Source organism: Methylocystis sp. (assembly GCF_050251305.1).
Classification (GTDB): domain Bacteria; phylum Pseudomonadota; class Alphaproteobacteria; order Rhizobiales; family Beijerinckiaceae; genus Methylocystis.
In genome coordinates this window covers 1-16,810 of the sequence record NZ_JBFWNB010000015.1, presented here as the reverse complement: position 1 = coordinate 16,810, position 16,810 = coordinate 1, and the positions used below count along the sequence as shown (strand labels likewise).

Below are 16,810 nucleotides of genomic sequence, written 5' to 3'. Positions count from 1 at the left end.
GGCCGACGACTGAACGAATGATTCCGCCGATCACGACAAGGATCTAATCGCTGCGCAGGGTTGCCGTGTAGGCGCGCCAATCGCCGAATTCGGAAATGTCTTTGTAGCGGCCTTCGGCGATGGCGCGCGGAAACAGGATGCCGTCGACGACGCCGCCGTCCGCAAGTTTGACGGGACCGCGGTAGAGGTTGGGCGGCTCGCCGGCCTCAACACGTGCGCATAGCTCATCGCTCATGCGGTAGATTTCTCCTGCGACCGCGACGCCGCCGGTCTCGACCTCGAACATGCCGGGATGGACATCGTCGATCGAGTAGAGCCGATAGATCGGCGCGGTGCGGACGGCGCCGATGAACTCGGCGCCATCCAAGTTATGATGCAATGCAAGTCCACGCATCAACGTGCCGTTTACGAATAAGTCCATGGTCGTAACCTTCGCTCAGCGCGTGGAACCTCGCATCGCTTGGCGTTTGAGCGCCCGCCAGCGCGGGCGCGACGTCGCTGCTAGATCGCCTCCAGCAACGCCTTCGAGTTGGCGACGGCGCCAAAGACGCCGCCTTGCATCTTGACCATCTTGAGCGCTGCGAGATGGTTGCCAGGATCGGTGGCGGCGCAGCAGTCCTCGAGCAACAGGCACTCGAAGCCGCGGTCGTTGCCTTCGCGCATCGTTGTATGGACGCATACGTCGGTGGTGACGCCGGAGAGAATGATATTGGCGATGCCGCGCTGGCGCAGCATCAGTTCGAAGTCGGTGGCGCAGAATGTTCCCTTGCCGGGCTTGTCGATGATCGACTCGCCATCCCTCGGGGTGAGCTCCGGGATGATGTTCCAGCCAGGCTCGCCGCGCACCAGAATACGACCCATGGGGCCCTTGTCGCCGATGCCGCCGCCGATGCGTTCGGAGCGCCATTTCTTGTTGGCGGGAAGATCGTTGAGATCGGGCCTGTGCCCCTCGCGGGTGTGGAAGATATGATAGCCCTTGTCGCGCATCGCGGTGAGGACGTTTCGAATGGGCTCGATCGGCGCGCGCGTGAGCGTCAGATCATAGCCCATGCTGTCGACGTAGCCGCCCTTGGAGCAGAAATCCATCTGCATGTCGATGATGACGAACGCGGTATTCTGCGGCCGTAAGTCGCCGTTGTAAGGCCACGGATATGGCTCTGATACAATCGTGGTCATGGCAAGCTTCCTCCAGCGTTTATCTTCACTCGACGTTTGTCAGGCGTCGCGTCCCGATAGCTGACTTTCACCGAATGAACCTTTGAAACGGTGCGAAAGCTAACATTCTGACCGGCTCCAGGAAACTCCAGCTTGAGGCGGCGGTGGAAATCGAGCCGCAGCGCATCGGATTCGGTCTCGCCTACTGGTTGCGCCATCATCGTCTCGAACCAATGAGATGAAATATCCTAATCCTACAACTCAACACGGATCAGCGCGGACAAGTTCAATCGCTAGGAAATACGGGCTAGATCCAACCCGCGAGTTCGCGTCTCGCCAGAGTCTCGATGAGCGCCATGCCTTCGTCGCTGTCATTGAGACAGGGCAGACGCGCGTATTTCGCGCCGCCCTTCTTTAAGAAGAGATCGCGGATCTCGACGCCGAGCTCTTCGATCGTTTCCAGACAGTCCGCGGCGAATCCCGGCGCCGCGACGGCGATGCGCTTGACGCCCGCGCCCGCAAGTTCGCTCACGACATCGGATGTGTAGGGGCCGATCCACTGCGCCCGCCCGAAGCGCGATTGAAAGGCGAGACGCAGGCGGTCCTGGCGCATCCCGAGCTTTTCGCAGAGCAGCCGCCAGGTCGTCTCGCAGTGATCGCGATAGGGATCGCCGCGATCGATCTGCGCCTGCGGCAGGCCGTGAAACGACGCGATGACGACCTCCGGCTCGAAATCGAGCGCGGCGAGCGCGCGCGTCATATGCGCCGCGAGCGCCTCGATATAGGCGGGGTCGTCGTAATAGGGCGCGCCGATGCGCAATGCCGGCTGCTTGCGCATATCGCGCAGCGCGTCGAAGGCGGCGTCGGCGGCGGAGCCCGTGGTCGACGACGCATATTGCGGATAGAGCGGCAGCAGCGCGATCCGCTCGCAGCCTTTTGCCGTCAGCGTTTCGATCTGCTCCGCGATCGACGGCGCGCCGTAACGGAGCGCATAGTCGACGATGAGGCGGGATGCGCCCATCTGCGCCTGCAGTTTCTCGGCTTGCAGGCGCGTGAACGTCTTCAGCGGCCCTTCGCCGGAGTCGTTGTTCCAAATGGACTCGTAGAGCTTCGCCGAGCGGGCCGGACGCGTCGTAAGCACGACGCCATAGAGGATCGGAAGCCACAGCGCGCGCGGGAGATCGACGACTCTGCGGTCGGAAAGAAATTGCGCGAGATAGCGCCGCACCGCCGCGACGTCGGGCGCGTCCGGCGTGCCGAGATTGACGAGGAGCAGGCCGACGGGGGAATCGGAACTCACGGCCGCAGGCTTTCAAAGGCGGCGCGTTCCTCGTCCGCCATATGGAAACCGTGCGCCTCCTCCGGAAAGCGGCCGGCGCGCACGTCGCGCGCATAGGCCGCGACGGCGTCGCGCAACGCCGCGCCGAGGGCGCCGTAACGGCGGTTATGCTTGAATTCGCGCGCGGTGACGCCGGCGAGATCGTTGACGACGAGGACCTGTCCATCCGTCGCCGCGCCGGCGCCGATGCCGATCGTCGGCGCCTTGATCGCGCGCGTCACCCGTGCGGCGAGTTCATGCGGCACGAGCTCCAGCACCAGAAACGCCTGTCCGGCGGCGTCGAGCGCCAGCGCGTCGTCATAGAGCTTGGCGGCGGCCTGCGCCGTCTTGCCCTGGCGCCGCTTGACCTCGTGATGCTGCGACTCCAGTCCCAGATGACAGCACACGTCGAAGCCGGCCGCGGTCAGGGCGCGCACGATGTCCGGCTGAGCGCCTTCGAATTTCACGCAGTCGGCGCCGGCGTCGCGCAGGATGCGCGCATTCCCGATCGCCTGTTCGGGCGCGTCATAGGTCGCATAGGGCAGGTCGCCGATGATATAGACGCCGGGCGCGCCGCGCCGCACAGCCGCGATATGATGCGCCATATCGGCGAGCGTCACCTCGCGCTCATGCGCATAGCCCAGAATATTCACGCCGACGCTGTCGCCGACGAGAATGATGTCGACCCCCGCCTCGACCTCGATGCGCGCTGTGGGCGCGTCATAGGCGGTGACGACCACGATCTTCTCTCCCCGGCGCTTCATGTCGGGGAAGGTGCTAGCGTTCGACAAACGGGGACTCCGGCGCGCCTACGTCAGGGCGGCAATCTATCTCAAAACGGCAGGCGCTTCCGGGAAATCAGGCTCAATGCGGGGCGCCGTCCCTGCAGGCGTGAGGCTGGCCAGGCAGGCGCAGTTCCTGGAAGCCGCCGCATTTGTCGCAGGCGGAGAGCAGCGCGGCGAGGCCGGCCAGCAGCGCGAAAAGCGTCAATTTGCGCATCATCTCGTCTTTCCAGGGGCGGGATCGCCAGGAGCAGGATCGTTTTAGAGGGAATCGCATGTAATCCCGTCTAAAACATGAACCTTGCCGGCCCTCCCGCCAAAAACGATCTTCCATGTTCGGCGGGGCGACGCGACCGTAATTCGCTCCCGCCGTTCCGGCAAGCGGCATGCCCCGACGCGCGGCCCGCCGACCGCAGCCGCCGGGCCGTCGCCGAAACTCGCGTTTCCGGTCCGCGCCGCCGGCTTGCATCTTGCCGAGACCTCGGTATAAAGCGCGGCTATCGCGAGGTTCCCGGCCGGGGGCTGAACGGAAGCGCTCGACGCGCATCTTCCCGAAAAGTGTAAAGCGGTTTTCGGACAAGAATATGCGAGAAAACGAGCGAGGGAGCGATTCCCGTCTTCCCGTGTCTCCGCCTTCGAACTTTCCATTCGAGCCTTTCCGGGGCGCGTCCCCAAGAAACGCTCGAAGGGCTTGGCGCCGGAACGGCTCGCGGCAACGGAAAGGCGAAAATCCATGCCTCTTTACGAGCATGTCTATCTCGCCCGTCAGGACATTTCTCCCCAGCAGGTGGAGGCTCTGACCGGGCAGTTCAAAAACGTCATCGCGTCGCTCGGCGGCACGGTCGGCAAGACCGAATATTGGGGCGTCAAATCGCTCGCCTATCGGATCAAGAAGAACCGCAAGGCGCATTTCACCCTGATGAACATCGACGCGCCGCCGGCGGCGATCGCCGAGATGGAGCGCCAGCAGGGCATCAGCGAGGACATTCTGCGCGTGCTGACGCTGCGCGTCGACGAGCTGGAGGACGGCCCGTCCGCCCAGCTGCGCAAGCGCGAAGACGATGACCGCGGCGAGCGCCGCGGCCCGCGCGGCGACAGAGGCGATCGTGGCGAACGTCGCCCGCGCCGCGAAGAAAGCAAGCCTGAGGGAGGAGAGGAAGAATGAGCTCCGCGCCCCGTCGTCCCTTCTTCCGCCGCCGCAAGTCCTGCCCGTTCTCCGGCGCCAACGCGCCGAAGATCGACTACAAGGACACGCGTCTGTTGTCCCGTTACATCAGCGAGCGCGGCAAGATCGTGCCCTCGCGCATCACCGCCGTTTCGGCCAAGAAGCAGCGCGAACTCGCCCAGGCGATCAAGCGCGCCCGTTTTCTCGGCCTGCTGCCTTACGTGATCCGCTAAGAAGATCGCTTCATGAAGCCTACGGCCGCGCTCCGAAAGGGGCGCGGCTTTTTCTATGCGCGCCAGTCAGGAGCGCGCGCTTGCGGCGTTGCTTGCGGCGCTATTTGGCGGCGGGCTTTTGCGGCGCGGCGGCGGCGCCCTTGCCCGTCGGCTCGATCAGATTGACGGTTTCGACCGTCAGCCCATCCTCCACCGCCTTCAACGCCAGATTCGCTTCATAATATTTATGCTCTCCGAGGAGCTGGACCGCCTGGTCGACATGTTTTTTCGTCGCCTCGATCGGCATCAGGATGCGCGTGTAGTTCAAGGCGACTTCGGCGAGGCGAAGCTCTTCCATGGCCGCCTTCTGCTCGCCCTTCTTGAGATGCTCGTTCGCCTTGGCGATATGCGCCTTCTTGTCGTCCGTCGGAACATAGTCGTCGGCCAGCGCGAGCGTCGCGTCGATCGGAATGAGATCGATCTTCTGGCTCTGCGTCGAGGTTTCCTCGCTCTTGCCGTTGATCGTCTCGCTGACTTTCACGGTGAAGGAGGGCGCTTCCTTCTCGGCCGCCCGAAGCGATGCTTCGGCGCTGTCGAGCAGCTGCGAGACGAATTCGGGCTTGCCGTTGAACAGCGCGATCCTCGCCGCCCGGACCGCCCGGACCGCCGAGAACCCATCCTGCGACAAACGCATCATCGCGCGTTCGGCGGCGTCGTCTTTCGGCGCTTCTGTCGCGACAGCCGTGTCCTTCACCTTGGCGCGGACCGCAGCGGCCGAACGCTCGGCGCGGGCGAACGCGGGAAGCGAAGCCGAAATCGCGAGACAGGATGCGACGACGATCAATCCGTTTAGTTTTTTCAATCTCATGTCTCCTCCTCCGCGGAACGGGTCCGGGCGCGGACGCAGCCGGACGAGAGGAGCCTATTGAGCTTGATTTGCTGCGGTCTTTCCCGTTTGTTTCTGCGGCAAGCCTCGGATTGCGGCGACTTGACGCGGCGCGCCCGTCAGTTCGCGCCATCGCGAAGCGTCAGGCGGCCCGCGGTGCCAGAGCAGGATGCTATGCGTTGTGCGGACGGATGAGACCGAGCCGCATCACTCCGCCGCCGCTTCCGCCGTGGCAGCTTCGTAAAGCCCGTCGAGATGCGTCGCGGAAACCGTCGGTTCGGTCATGAATTGCGCCGCCGCGAGAGTCGCGAAACGGCCGCCCTTCGCCACCAGCTCATCGAACTCGCCGCTTTCGACGATCTCGCCCTGATCGAAGACAAGAATGCGGTCGGCGTTGCGCACGGTGGCCAGCCGGTGGGCGATGACGAAGGTCGTGCGCCCCTGCGTCGCCGCCTCCAACGCCTTCTGGATCAGCCGTTCGGTCGTCGCGTCGAGCGCCGAGGTCGCCTCGTCGAACACCATGATCGGCGGGTTTTTCAACAGCGCCCGCGCGATCGAGAGCCGCTGGCGTTCGCCGCCGGAGAGCGAGCGGCCGCGTTCGCCGACGCGAGTCTGGCGACCGTCGCTCTGATGCGACACGAATTCCGTCGCCTGCGCCAGTTCGAGCGCATGGACGATCTCCTCCTCGGTCGCGTCGGGATTGCCGATGCGCAGATTTTCGTCGATCGAGCGCGCAAACAGCATCGGCTCCTGAAAGACGACGCCGATGTTGCGGCGAAGCGAACTCAAGGTGAATTCGCGGATGTCGACGCCGTCGATTTTGACGACGCCGCTGTCCGGATCGAAGACCCGATGCAGGAGCCCGAGCGTCGTCGATTTTCCGGACCCGGTCGAGCCGACGAGCGCGATCGTTTCGCTGGGCTTCGCCACGAAGGAGACGTCGCGCACCGCCGCCCGGCGCCCGTCATAGGAGAAGGTGACGTTCTCGAATTCGACGGCGCCGGTCAGACGTTCCGCGTCGCGCGCATGCGGCCGGTCGGCGACGGTCGGCTGCGTGTCGAGAACGGCGAAGAACTCCCCGATCTTCGCCGACTGCTGGAAGAGGACGTTGATGAAGCCGACGACCTGCTCCAGCCGCGCGATCAGCATGGTCGCAAAGCTCATGAAAGCGACGATCTCGCCGATCGTGGCGAGGCCGCGCAAATGCAGCCAGACGCCGAGCAGAAAAATCGCGAGAAGCGTCAGTGTGGCCGAGGCGCGGCTGGCGACGACGACGAGCGCCCACCAGGAGAGGACGGGCAGTTGCGCCGCCAGCACGTCGTCGATGATGCGGTTGAGCGCATGCGACTCGCTCTCCATCCGCGTGAAGCTCTGCACCACGGGAATATTGCCGAGCGCGTCGGAGGCGTGTTCGGCGAGCGTCGAATTGTAGCGCTCGACCTGGCCCTGCAGATCCTCGGTGCGGCGGAGCACGAAGCTCGTCGCGAAATAGAAGATCACGACCAGCCCCATCAGCAGGGAGCCGAGCCGCCAGTTGACGAAAAGCGACGCCGGCAGCAGAACGAACAGCGCGACGAACGACGCGCAATTCTCACGGAAGAAGGACAGCCACAGCCCCGACATGGCGTTCGCCCCGTCGAGCATGATTTTCAGCAGACGCCCGGAATGGACCTTGGTGTGAAAACTCAGCGGCAGGCTCAGGACATGGTCGAAATAATCCGACATGACCGCGAGCCGCCGGCGATGCGCGAGCCGGTCGGCGTTCAGGCCGACGAGAATGGCGCCGCCGATCGAGAAGAGGCCGAAAGCCGCCCAGGCGGCGACGAGCGGCAGCAGATCGTTCCAGGTCAGCGTTACATCCGGCGCTTGCGCCCGGGTCATGCGGTCGATGATGCGCCCGAAGAGCATCGGCTCGGCGAAGGCGGCGACGGCGAGCGCCAGATTGGCGGCGACGAGAATGAATGCGAGCCGCGCCTGAGGGCGCAATCGCCCCAGCACCCGCACATAGACGCGAAAGACGGACATGTGACTCGCCTGCAGAAAGGAAGAGTTCGGCAATCGGCGCGCGGCCGCAACTTCCGCGCTGGCCTGAATGGTCAAAGAGCGAGAGGGCTATTGCGCGCGCGTCCTACAGACATGGCCGCTTCCGCGTAAGGTTTCAACGCGCCAAAGCTTGCGCGGGCTCCGGCGGGTTCGGCGCGAACTACTCGTCCTCGCCGAAGCGATTGGCGACGAGCGTTTCAAGCGCGTCGAGCGCCGCCTTGGCTTGCGGCCCCGTCGCGGTGACGGTGATCGTCGATCCCTGGCCTGCGCCCAGCGTCAGAATGCCCATGATCGAGCTGCCGCCGACGGTTTCATCGCCGCGCGAAACCGTGATGACCGCATCGAATTTCTCGCAGCACTGCACGAATTTGGCGGTCGCGCGCGCGTGCAGCCCCTTCTTGTTGACGATCGGTAGATCTCGCGAGAAGGACTCTTCGGCGGCATCCTGATGCATGTCGGTCACGAGATCATTCATTTTGCGTTGAGCACTTTGCTGGCGATGTAAACATATTTGCGTCCCGCGTCCTGCGCCTGCGTGACCGCCTGCTCCAGGGACTGCGTGTCGCGGACTGAAGCGAGTTTGATCAGCATCGGCAGATTGACGCCCGCGAGCACCTCCACCTTGCCGCCGTCCATCACCGAGATCGCCAGATTGGACGGCGTGCCGCCGAACATATCGGTCAGCAGCACGACGCCGTCGCCGCTGTCGGCGTCGCGGATCGCCTCGATAATGTCCGCGCGCCGCCGCTCCATGTCGTCCTCGGGACCAATCGAGATCGCCGCGATCTGCTTCTGAGGCCCCACGACGTGCTCGAGCGCCGCGCGAAACTCAGTGGCAAGGTGGCCATGGGTCACCAAGACCATTCCGATCATTCGACCCTACCACTCATGAAGGCGTCTCTTGCGCGCCGATATCTGAAAACGCGTCGGCCGCGTGGGGCGAACGGCGCCAATTATACCGGAGTCTTGCGTCCGCCGTAATCGCCTCGCTCAACAGGGGCGACATTTTGTGCAATGCGGTGAAATAGGCAAGCAAAAACAGCACGGCCCCGTCAATTTGTCGCAACCGTCTGAATGTAGGCTGCAATCCGCGAGACCGCGCCGAGGCTTGCGGCGTTTTCGAACATGCGCGGCAAGGTCACGCCGCTCAACTCTGTCGTCGTTTCGTCGGCGTCCGGATAGCGGTTCGGCGCTTGCGCGCCGGCGCGCAGATCGACGACGGCGCGCAAGACGCAGGCGGGCTCATAGGCGACGCGCAATATGCCGAGGCCGCGCGCTTCGATCATGCCGCGGATCGCCGGATGGGGCCGGGCGATCAGCCGGCCGTGGCGCGCCTCGATCGCGACCCGGTCGTCTCCGACAAGCGCCGCGAAAACGCCCCGCGTCCGCCAGTCGGCGATGAGCTGCAAGGCGAGCGCGCTCTTGCCGGCGCCGGACGGCCCGCGCAGCAGCAGTCCAAAATCGCCGAGAACGAGCGCATTCGCGTGGATATAGTCAGGCGCGTGCGGCGGCGCCGTCATCGGGCCGCTGGCAGCCAAACCACGAAACGCGCGCCCAGTACCGTATCGCCTTCGCGCGGCGTATCCGTGCCATGCGGGTGCGCGCGGGTGCGGTTGAGGGCGCGGATGCGCCCGCCATGCGCTTCGATGATCTGGCGGGAGATCGAGAGTCCCAGACCGGAATTCTGCCCGAACCCCTGTTCGGGACGGTCGGTGTAGAAACGTTCAAAAATCCGGTCGAAGGCCCCGTCGGGGATTCCGGGCCCATCGTCGTCGATGATGATCTCGTAGCCATCAAGCTGCTGACCGCCAGGCCCCTTGGCCTGTTCGGGCCACAGGAGCACGCGCACGACGCCGCCGCGCTTCGAGAAGGACTTGGCGTTGTCGATCAGATTGTTGAACACCTGGCCGAGACGGGAGTCATGGCCAATGACGCGCCACCGGCTCCGCGGCGAGTCATAGGGCGAGGGGCGCAGGTCCAGTTGAATCGTGACGCCGTCGCCGCAATCCACGGCGCGCGACACGCTGACGACGGCCGACAGGGCGGCCGAGAGGTCGACCAGGTCCATGTCGGCGCGCGCGAGTTCGGCGTCGAGACGAGAGGCGTCGGAAATGTCGCTGATCAAGCGATCCAGCCGGCCGACGTCGTGTTTGATGATGGCGAGCAGCTTGTCGCGCGCAGCGTCGGTCTTGGCGATCGGCAGAGTCTCGACGGCGCTGCGCAGCGAGGTCAGCGGATTCTTGAGTTCATGCGCCACGTCTGCGGCGAAATGCTCGATCGCGTCGATACGGTTGTAGAGCGCCTTGGTCATGTCGCGCAGCGCGCCGGACAGATGGCCGATTTCGTCGGGCCGGTCGGAAAAATCGGGAATTTCCTGACGGGACTTCACGCCGCGCCGCACCCGCTCGGCGGCCTCTGCGAGGCGGCGCATGGGCTCGGTGATGGTGTTGGTGAAGAACAGCGAAATCAGCAGCATCACGCCGGCCGAGACCAGAAAGATGCGGATGATGCCCCAGCGCTCCATGGCGATGACGGCGTCGATGTCGCCGCCCATCGTCGAGAGGAGCAGCGCGCCGCGAACCGACCGGAAGCGCTGAACGGGAACGGCGACGGAGATGATGGTTTCGCCCTTGGCGTTGGCGCGCACCACCGAGTGGATCCGACCGTCGAGCGCGCTGCCGACCTCGGGATAGCCCTTGCCGTTGCCCATGCCGATATCTTCATAAAGCGGCAGTTCCGGCCGATGCGCCAATCGCTGGACGAAGTCCAGGGTCCTTTCAAGGAAGGAGGAGGCGTCGAGCGTCGCGGGTTGCGCCTCGGCCGGCGGCAGTTCGAAGCGCAGAATGTTGGATCGCCCGGAAACGGAGCGCGAGTCGAGCAGCAGAAAGCCGTCCCGGTCGTAGATGCGCGCGCGCAGCCGCGTCGGCGACACGAGCCGCCGCAGCAGCGGCCCGACCCGTTCGGGATTGAGCGAAAACTCCAGCGGCGAGCCGCCCTCGGCGCCGCTGGCGCTCTCGCCCGGCGCGAGCTTCAACAGCTTTTCGGGATCGATCGAGATGGCGTCGGTGTCGACCGTCGCCGAGGCGGCGACCGCCGCCGCGATGATCGCGCCCTGCGTCTGCAGACTCTGCACGCGAGCGTCGATCAGTCCCTCGCGAAACTGATTGAGGTAGAGGAATCCGCCGAGCAGCGCGACAAGGCCGCCGAGATTGAGAACGACGATCCGGCGGGTGAGCGAAGATGAAAGATGCGATTGAATGGCGCGCATCGTGCGCGTGAATCGGAAGGAGAGCGTGCGCCACAGGCGCGCCCTTGCCGCAGCGGATTCGCGCGTAGGCGCCTGACTCGGACTGGCGACGGGCTGATGCGAAGCTTCCGCAGCCGCTTCTTCGGCGGCGTTCACCTCGGCGTTCCCTTCGAGTTTAGCGTCCATCTCGCGTTCCCTCCGCGAGAGTTCAGGCTTCCTTGAATCGATAGCCGACGCCATAGAGCGTTTCGATCATTTCGAAATCATTGTCCACCACCTTGAATTTCTTGCGTAAACGCTTGATGTGGCTGTCGATCGTGCGGTCGTCGACATAGACCTGGTCGTCATAGGCCGCGTCCATCAGCGCATTGCGGCTCTTCACGACGCCAGGGCGCTGCGCCAGCGACTGCAAGATCAGGAATTCGGTCACCGTCAGGACGACCGGATCGCCGCGCCAGGTGCAGGTGTGGCGCTCGGGGTCCATCACGAGCGCGCCGCGTTCCAGGACTTTCGCCTCCGATTCCTTTTGGGCCGCGGCCTCCTTGGGGTTCGCGCGGCGCAGGATCGCCTTGACGCGTTCGACGAGCAGCCGTTGCGAAAAGGGCTTATGGATGAAATCGTCCGCGCCCATTTTCAGGCCGAAGAGTTCGTCGATTTCCTCGTCCTTCGAGGTGAGAAAAATCACCGGGAGGTCCGACTTCTGCCGCAGTCGGCGCAGAAGCTCCATGCCGTCCATCCGCGGCATCTTGATATCGAAGATCGCGAGATCTGGCGGATTCGCCCGCAACCCGTCAAGCGCCTGGGCGCCGTCGGTATAAGTCTGAACGCGATAGCCCTCGCCCTCCAGAGCTATGGAGACAGAGGTCAGAATGTTGCGATCGTCGTCGACGAGAGCGATGGTCGGCATCTTCAACCTTTGCTACTTGCGGCCGCAATTTAATGTCGGGGCCGGCGCGACATGACTGCGCTTTCCGCGCGAAACGGCCGCGCCGATGTTCAGGGGCGCGACGTCGACGCTCAACAGTCGACACTCTTAATCGACTCGATGGCGGGCCCTCCGGAAGGCGCGCCGTCAACGCCAACACAAAGTCCGAGGCCAAGGCGGCTGAAATGTGGCCGACGTTCGTCGCAGGCGCCGCCGTCCCGATGCCGTCTGAATACTTTATACACAGGGTCGCCGAAAAAATCACCTGATCCCTTGGTTTGGCCAGCCCATCGGACCGGCGAACGCGGGACAGGCGGTCGGGAAGCGTCCGGGGTTGGCAAACGCCGGCCCCACGCCAATCTGCTAGAGGGCCTTTCAGCCCGGAGCGCCGGTCAAGCATAAAAGAACCAACGGCGTCAGTTCCAAGGAGCGGATCGATGAGCGAAGACTGGGCATATCAAGTTCGGGTCAATCTTGCCGAGAACGCGGCCAGGCTCGCTCGAAAAAATCCAGAAAGTCAAGAACTTAAGCCGTTGAGCGATATTCTCGCCAAGCACAACGCCAGGCTTCGCAACCAGCTCGACGCCTTTGCGGACTATGTCGCGGCGGCCGAACGGAGCGGGCAGGAAAATTTTCCGCTCTACAAATGGACCAAGGCGGTGATCGAGGATCCCGAGAAGATCGAGAAGCACAGCAAGGCCTTCTCGATCCATGTCGCCGGCGAGGAAGTCTATGGAAAGGACGCCGCCGATGCGCTGGAGGCGGAACTTCGGCCGCTGGTCGGGGGGCCCCTGGTCACCCGCCTGACCAAGCACGACAGCAATCCCGCGAACAATCCGCAGCCGCCTGCGCAATACCGCTAGCGGCGGAACGCCCCGGCGCGCGCCGGGGCGTCTGGTCGCCGTTACGAGCGGATCAGGTCGTCACGAGGAAACCGGCGATCTCGTCCTTGAGGGCGAGCCGCTTCTTCTTGAGGTCTTCGATCGTCGCGTCGTCCGCCGGCTCGACATTCGTCTCCATGCGGTGAATGGCGCGATTGAGCATGTGATATTCTTCGGCGATGCGCGCGAAGTGGGCGTTCTTGGCCTTCAGGGCGTGGATCGCCTCGGCCTGTTCCGGAAATTCTTCATGCAGTTCGTGCGCAACGTGGCTCATTCGACCTTCCTTCCTTGACGATTCTGGCGTCGCCGCCGTCCGCGCGATGATGTGGCCGGCTTAAGCCGAGCGCAATGTCGGCGGCATGCGACGAAACTGCGCAGATGATCTTGCAAGAAATCAGCGGCGCGCTTGATCCCCCCGGCAATCAAGCCGTTACGCTGAATCTTCGCCATTTCGTTGAGATGTTGGCGTCGGCGCTTGCCGGGCGTAATGGGACGACAGTCGCCGTTCAGCTGCTGTGGCGATTTTGATCCGTTTGACGCGATCTGCGAATGCTCATCGCAGGATGTTGTCGATCGTTCGATTGCGCGCTGTCAATGAAAAAGCGCCGGCGCAGGGGCGATGCGCAGGGCGAAAGAGGACGCGCGGCGCGGCGCGCGACGATATTCGAAAAATCGCGCAATCTGCGCTTGACGCGACGCAGCGCCGCCATTAGGTTCCGCGCACTTTCGACAGGCCGTAAGTTCACGCCGTCGCGGGCGCCTCGCTCTCGATCCTTCGAACTTAAACGCTGTCGCCTTGCCTGTGACCGCCAAACGAAATTGGTAATCATACCGGCGCTTCGGACGCGTTCCGAAAGAGTTGTAAGACTTTTTCGATCAGAACGCGCCCAACGATGTGTCGGACAGGAAGGCACGATCCCGGCTTCCGGGATCCTCTGCGTTAGAAGCGCCTTGGCCCTTACGGCCATCGGCGCTTCGCTCGTTTGCGCATGCCTTTCCAGGCGGTGCGCGCCGGGTTCACCACGAAATCCGCCATTCGCAATCACGCGAAGGACTTTATTGAATGCCGACGATCAGCCAATTGATCCGCAAGCCGCGCCAGGCGCCCACATATCGCGAAAAGGCGCGCCATCTGCAGTCTTGCCCGCAGAAGCGCGGCGTGTGCACGCGCGTCTATACGACGACGCCGAAGAAGCCGAACTCGGCGCTTCGCAAGGTCGCCAAGGTGCGTCTGACCAACGGGTTCGAGGTCATCGGCTACATTCCGGGCGAGGGCCACAACCTTCAGGAACACTCGGTCGTGATGATCCGCGGCGGCCGCGTGAAGGACCTTCCCGGCGTTCGCTATCACATTCTGCGCGGCGTTCTGGACACCCAGGGCGTCAAGGACCGCAAGCAGCGCCGTTCGAAATACGGCGCCAAGCGGCCGAAGTAAGGAGATACGGCGATGTCGAGACGTCACCGGGCGGAAAAGCGCGAAGTTATCGAGGACGCCAAATATGGCGACGTCGTTCTCGCGAAATTCATGAACTCGATCATGTACGACGGCAAGAAGTCGGTCGCCGAGGCGATCGTCTATGGCGCGCTCGACCAGGTCGAGAGCAAGGCGAAGAGCGACCCGCTCGCCGTGTTCAAGCAGGCGCTCGACAATGTCGCTCCGGCGATCGAAGTGCGCTCGCGCCGCGTCGGCGGCGCCACCTATCAGGTGCCGGTCGAAGTGCGCAATGAACGCCGTCAGGCGCTTGCGATCCGCTGGATCATCACCGCCGCGCGCGCCCGCAACGACAAGACCATGGTCGACCGGTTGTCGGCCGAACTCCTCGACGCCTCCAACAACCGCGGCGCCGCGGTGAAGAAGCGCGAGGACACGCATCGCATGGCGGAGGCCAACCGCGCCTTCTCGCACTACCGCTGGTAAGGCGCACGAGCTTTCACGAGGACAACCGTTATGGCCCGCTCTCATCCGATCGAGGACTACCGTAACTTCGGCATCATGGCCCACATTGATGCGGGCAAGACGACGACGACGGAGCGTATCCTCTATTATTCCGGCAAGAGCCATAAGATCGGCGAGGTGCATGAAGGCGCCGCGACGATGGACTGGATGGAGCAGGAGCAGGAGCGCGGCATCACCATCACCTCCGCCGCGACGACGACCTTCTGGAACGGCAAGCGCCTCAACATCATCGACACGCCCGGCCACGTCGATTTCACCATCGAGGTCGAGCGCTCGCTGCGCGTGCTCGATGGCGCGATCTGCGTTCTCGACGGCAACCAGGGCGTCGAGCCGCAGACCGAGACGGTCTGGCGTCAGGCCGACAAATACAATGTGCCGCGCATCGTCTTCGTCAACAAGATGGACAAGATCGGCGCCGACTTCGACCGCTGCGTCGAGGAAATCAAGACCCGGGTCGGCGGGCGCCCGATCTGCGCGCAATTGCCGATCGGCGCCGAGAACGCCTTCAAGGGCGTCATCGATCTCGTGCGCATGAAGGCCGTCGTCTGGGAGGACGAAGGTCTCGGCGCGAAATATCACGACGAAGAGATTCCGGCCGATCTTCTCGACCGGGCGAAGGACTATCGCACCGCGCTCGTCGAGGCCGCGGTCGAGATGGACGACGACGCCATGGCGGCCTATCTCGACGGCCAGGAGCCGGACGAGGAGACGCTGCACAGGCTCATCCGCATCGCCGTGCGCAAGATCGCCTTCATTCCGGTGTTCTGCGGCTCGGCCTTCAAGAACAAGGGCGTGCAGCCGCTGCTCGACGCGGTCGTCTATTATCTGCCGTCGCCGGTCGATCGCGAGGCGATCAAGGGCGTCGACGTGAACACCGGCGAAGAGATCGTGCGCAAGCCGCTCGACTCCGAGCCCTTCTCTATGCTCGCCTTCAAGATCATGGACGACCCCTTCGTCGGCACGATCACCTTCGCCCGCGTTTATTCGGGCAAGATCGAATCTGGCACCACCGTGGTCAATTCGACGAAGGAAAAGAAAGAGCGCATCGGCCGCATGCTGCTGATGCACGCCAACAACCGCGAGGACATCAAGGAAGCCTATGCGGGCGACATCGTCGCGCTCGCCGGCCTCAAGGACACCCGCACCGGCGACACGCTCTGCGACCAGCAGAAGCCGGTCATCCTGGAGCGTATGGAGTTCCCGGATCCGGTCATCGAGATCGCCATCGAGCCGAAGTCAAAGGCCGACCAGGAGAAACTCGGCATCGCGCTGCAGAAGCTCGCCGCCGAGGATCCCTCGTTCCGCGTCTCGACCGATCAGGAAAGCGGCCAGACCATCCTCAAGGGCATGGGCGAACTGCATCTCGACATCAAGGTCGACATCCTGAAGCGCACCTACAAGGTCGACGCCAACATCGGCGCGCCGCAGGTCGCCTATCGCGAGCGTCTCGGCCGCAAGCAGGAAATCGACTACACGCACAAGAAGCAGACCGGCGGCACCGGCCAGTTCGCGCGCGTGAAGATCATTTTCGAGCCCAATGAAGCCGGCAAGGGCAATGAGTTCGAAAGCAAGATCGTCGGCGGCGCGGTGCCGAAGGAATATATCCCCGGCGTCGACAAGGGCATTCAGTCGGTGACGACCTCCGGCATTCTCGCCGGCTTCCCGGTCGTCGATCTGAAGGCGACGCTCATCGACGGCGCCTTCCACGACGTCGACTCGTCGGTCCTCGCCTTCGAGATCGCGTCGCGCGCGGCGACGCGCGAAGCGTTGCAGAAGGGCGGCTCGGTGCTGCTCGAGCCGATCATGAAGGTCGAGGTGGTGACGCCGGAGGAATACACCGGCTCGGTCATCGGCGATCTGAACTCGCGCCGCGGACAGATTCAGGGGCAGGACATGCGCGCCAACGCCGTGGTGATCAACGCCATGGTGCCGCTCGCCAATATGTTCGGCTACGTCAATCAGCTGCGCTCCTTCACGCAGGGACGCGCGAGCTACACGATGCAATTCGATCACTACGAACAAGTGCCCGAAGCGGAGTCGAAGAAGGTTCAGGCGAAATACGCCTGATCTCGAACGCTCGGGTCGACAGGAACTCTTTAAAGGAGCACGGCGATGGCCAAGGAAAAGTTTTCACGCACGAAGCCGCACTGCAACATTGGGACGATTGGACACGTCGACCATGGCAAGACGTCTTTGACGGCGGCGATCACGAAGGTTCTGGCGGAGACGGGCGGCGCGA

21 protein-coding genes are annotated in these 16,810 nt (G+C 63.7%); 7 read left to right on the top strand and 14 right to left on the bottom strand.

From position 1 onward, the window contains the following. Positions 1–43: 43 nt before the first annotated feature. The 6 genes from AB7F41_RS07275 to AB7F41_RS07250 all read right to left on the bottom strand — a co-directional run bounded on the left by AB7F41_RS07275 (position 44) and on the right by AB7F41_RS07250 (position 3,475). Positions 44–421: an allophanate hydrolase-related protein gene (locus AB7F41_RS07275; protein ID WP_428382969.1), complete on the bottom strand. Its 378-nt coding sequence runs from the start codon at positions 419–421 to the stop codon at positions 44–46. An 80-nt stretch (positions 422–501) separates the two neighbouring features. Next, entirely contained in the window at positions 502–1,176 is a 675-nt protein-coding gene (gene biuH, locus AB7F41_RS07270; RefSeq protein ID WP_428382970.1) for a biuret amidohydrolase, read from the bottom strand. Then, complete coding sequence (locus AB7F41_RS07265; protein ID WP_428382971.1) at positions 1,173–1,373, bottom strand: hypothetical protein; 201 nt, start codon at positions 1,371–1,373, stop codon at positions 1,173–1,175. The genes biuH and AB7F41_RS07265 overlap by 4 nt, the downstream gene beginning before the upstream one ends. 89 nt (positions 1,374–1,462) lie before the next feature. Then, the gene (gene hemH, locus AB7F41_RS07260; protein ID WP_428382972.1) at positions 1,463–2,455 is read right to left on the bottom strand and encodes a ferrochelatase; all 993 of its coding nucleotides are present in this window, start codon (positions 2,453–2,455) and stop codon (positions 1,463–1,465) included. Next, complete coding sequence (gene panB / locus AB7F41_RS07255) at positions 2,452–3,264, bottom strand: 3-methyl-2-oxobutanoate hydroxymethyltransferase (RefSeq protein WP_428382974.1); 813 nt, start codon at positions 3,262–3,264, stop codon at positions 2,452–2,454. The genes hemH and panB overlap by 4 nt, the downstream gene beginning before the upstream one ends. Before the next feature lie 73 nt (positions 3,265–3,337). After that, complete coding sequence (locus AB7F41_RS07250) at positions 3,338–3,475, bottom strand: hypothetical protein (protein ID WP_428382976.1); 138 nt, start codon at positions 3,473–3,475, stop codon at positions 3,338–3,340. Positions 3,476–3,988: 513 nt separating this feature from the next. On the opposite strand from AB7F41_RS07250, the gene rpsF reads away from it, so the two are divergent. Together rpsF and rpsR are read left to right on the top strand one after the other, a co-directional pair. Further along, positions 3,989–4,420 (top strand): 30S ribosomal protein S6, encoded by a 432-nt coding sequence (rpsF, locus tag AB7F41_RS07245; RefSeq protein ID WP_428382977.1) that lies wholly within the window; start codon positions 3,989–3,991, stop codon positions 4,418–4,420. After that, a complete protein-coding gene (rpsR, locus tag AB7F41_RS07240; RefSeq protein ID WP_428382979.1) occupies positions 4,417–4,653 on the top strand; it encodes a 30S ribosomal protein S18 in 237 nt (78 codons plus the stop codon). The genes rpsF and rpsR overlap by 4 nt, the downstream gene beginning before the upstream one ends. 100 nt (positions 4,654–4,753) lie before the next feature. Here rpsR and AB7F41_RS07235 read toward each other — a convergent pair whose 3' ends face one another. From AB7F41_RS07235 to AB7F41_RS07205, 7 genes are all read right to left on the bottom strand, one after another. Then, complete coding sequence (locus tag AB7F41_RS07235; protein ID WP_428382981.1) at positions 4,754–5,494, bottom strand: YfdX family protein; 741 nt, start codon at positions 5,492–5,494, stop codon at positions 4,754–4,756. 231 nt (positions 5,495–5,725) lie between these two features. Then, on the bottom strand, positions 5,726–7,543 hold the full coding sequence (locus tag AB7F41_RS07230; protein WP_428382983.1) for a glucan ABC transporter ATP-binding protein/ permease: 1,818 nt from the start codon (positions 7,541–7,543) through the stop codon (positions 5,726–5,728). Between the two features lie 178 nt (positions 7,544–7,721). Beyond that, complete coding sequence (locus AB7F41_RS07225) at positions 7,722–8,036, bottom strand: HPr family phosphocarrier protein (RefSeq protein WP_428382985.1); 315 nt, start codon at positions 8,034–8,036, stop codon at positions 7,722–7,724. Beyond that, complete coding sequence (locus AB7F41_RS07220) at positions 8,033–8,434, bottom strand: PTS sugar transporter subunit IIA (protein ID WP_428382987.1); 402 nt, start codon at positions 8,432–8,434, stop codon at positions 8,033–8,035. The genes AB7F41_RS07225 and AB7F41_RS07220 overlap by 4 nt, the downstream gene beginning before the upstream one ends. A 179-nt stretch (positions 8,435–8,613) precedes the next feature. Continuing rightward, positions 8,614–9,081, bottom strand: coding sequence for an HPr kinase/phosphorylase (locus AB7F41_RS07215; protein ID WP_428382989.1), 468 nt, complete (start codon positions 9,079–9,081; stop codon positions 8,614–8,616). After that, complete coding sequence (locus tag AB7F41_RS07210; RefSeq protein WP_428382991.1) at positions 9,078–10,994, bottom strand: stimulus-sensing domain-containing protein; 1,917 nt, start codon at positions 10,992–10,994, stop codon at positions 9,078–9,080. The genes AB7F41_RS07215 and AB7F41_RS07210 overlap by 4 nt, the downstream gene beginning before the upstream one ends. A gap of 22 nt (positions 10,995–11,016) precedes the next feature. Next, a complete protein-coding gene (locus AB7F41_RS07205) occupies positions 11,017–11,715 on the bottom strand; it encodes a response regulator transcription factor (protein WP_014890774.1) in 699 nt (232 codons plus the stop codon). 551 nt (positions 11,716–12,266) lie between these two features. Here AB7F41_RS07205 and AB7F41_RS07200 point away from each other — a divergent pair. Next, on the top strand, positions 12,267–12,596 hold the full coding sequence (locus tag AB7F41_RS07200) for a hypothetical protein (protein WP_428382994.1): 330 nt from the start codon (positions 12,267–12,269) through the stop codon (positions 12,594–12,596). Positions 12,597–12,648: 52 nt separating this feature from the next. On the opposite strand, the gene AB7F41_RS07195 is transcribed toward AB7F41_RS07200, so the two are convergent. Continuing rightward, the gene (locus tag AB7F41_RS07195) at positions 12,649–12,888 is read right to left on the bottom strand and encodes a YdcH family protein (protein WP_428382996.1); all 240 of its coding nucleotides are present in this window, start codon (positions 12,886–12,888) and stop codon (positions 12,649–12,651) included. A 789-nt stretch (positions 12,889–13,677) separates the two neighbouring features. Between AB7F41_RS07195 and rpsL the strand changes: the two genes are divergently transcribed. From rpsL to AB7F41_RS07175, 4 genes are all read left to right on the top strand, one after another. After that, positions 13,678–14,049: a 30S ribosomal protein S12 gene (gene rpsL / locus AB7F41_RS07190; protein WP_014890767.1), complete on the top strand. Its 372-nt coding sequence runs from the start codon at positions 13,678–13,680 to the stop codon at positions 14,047–14,049. A 12-nt stretch (positions 14,050–14,061) separates the two neighbouring features. Continuing rightward, on the top strand, positions 14,062–14,532 hold the full coding sequence (gene rpsG / locus AB7F41_RS07185; protein WP_428382998.1) for a 30S ribosomal protein S7: 471 nt from the start codon (positions 14,062–14,064) through the stop codon (positions 14,530–14,532). Between the two features lie 30 nt (positions 14,533–14,562). Beyond that, complete coding sequence (gene fusA / locus AB7F41_RS07180) at positions 14,563–16,638, top strand: elongation factor G (protein ID WP_428383000.1); 2,076 nt, start codon at positions 14,563–14,565, stop codon at positions 16,636–16,638. Positions 16,639–16,683: 45 nt separating this feature from the next. Further along, positions 16,684–16,810: GTP-binding protein (locus AB7F41_RS07175; protein WP_237155033.1), on the top strand; the 127-nt coding region annotated here is incomplete at its 3' end.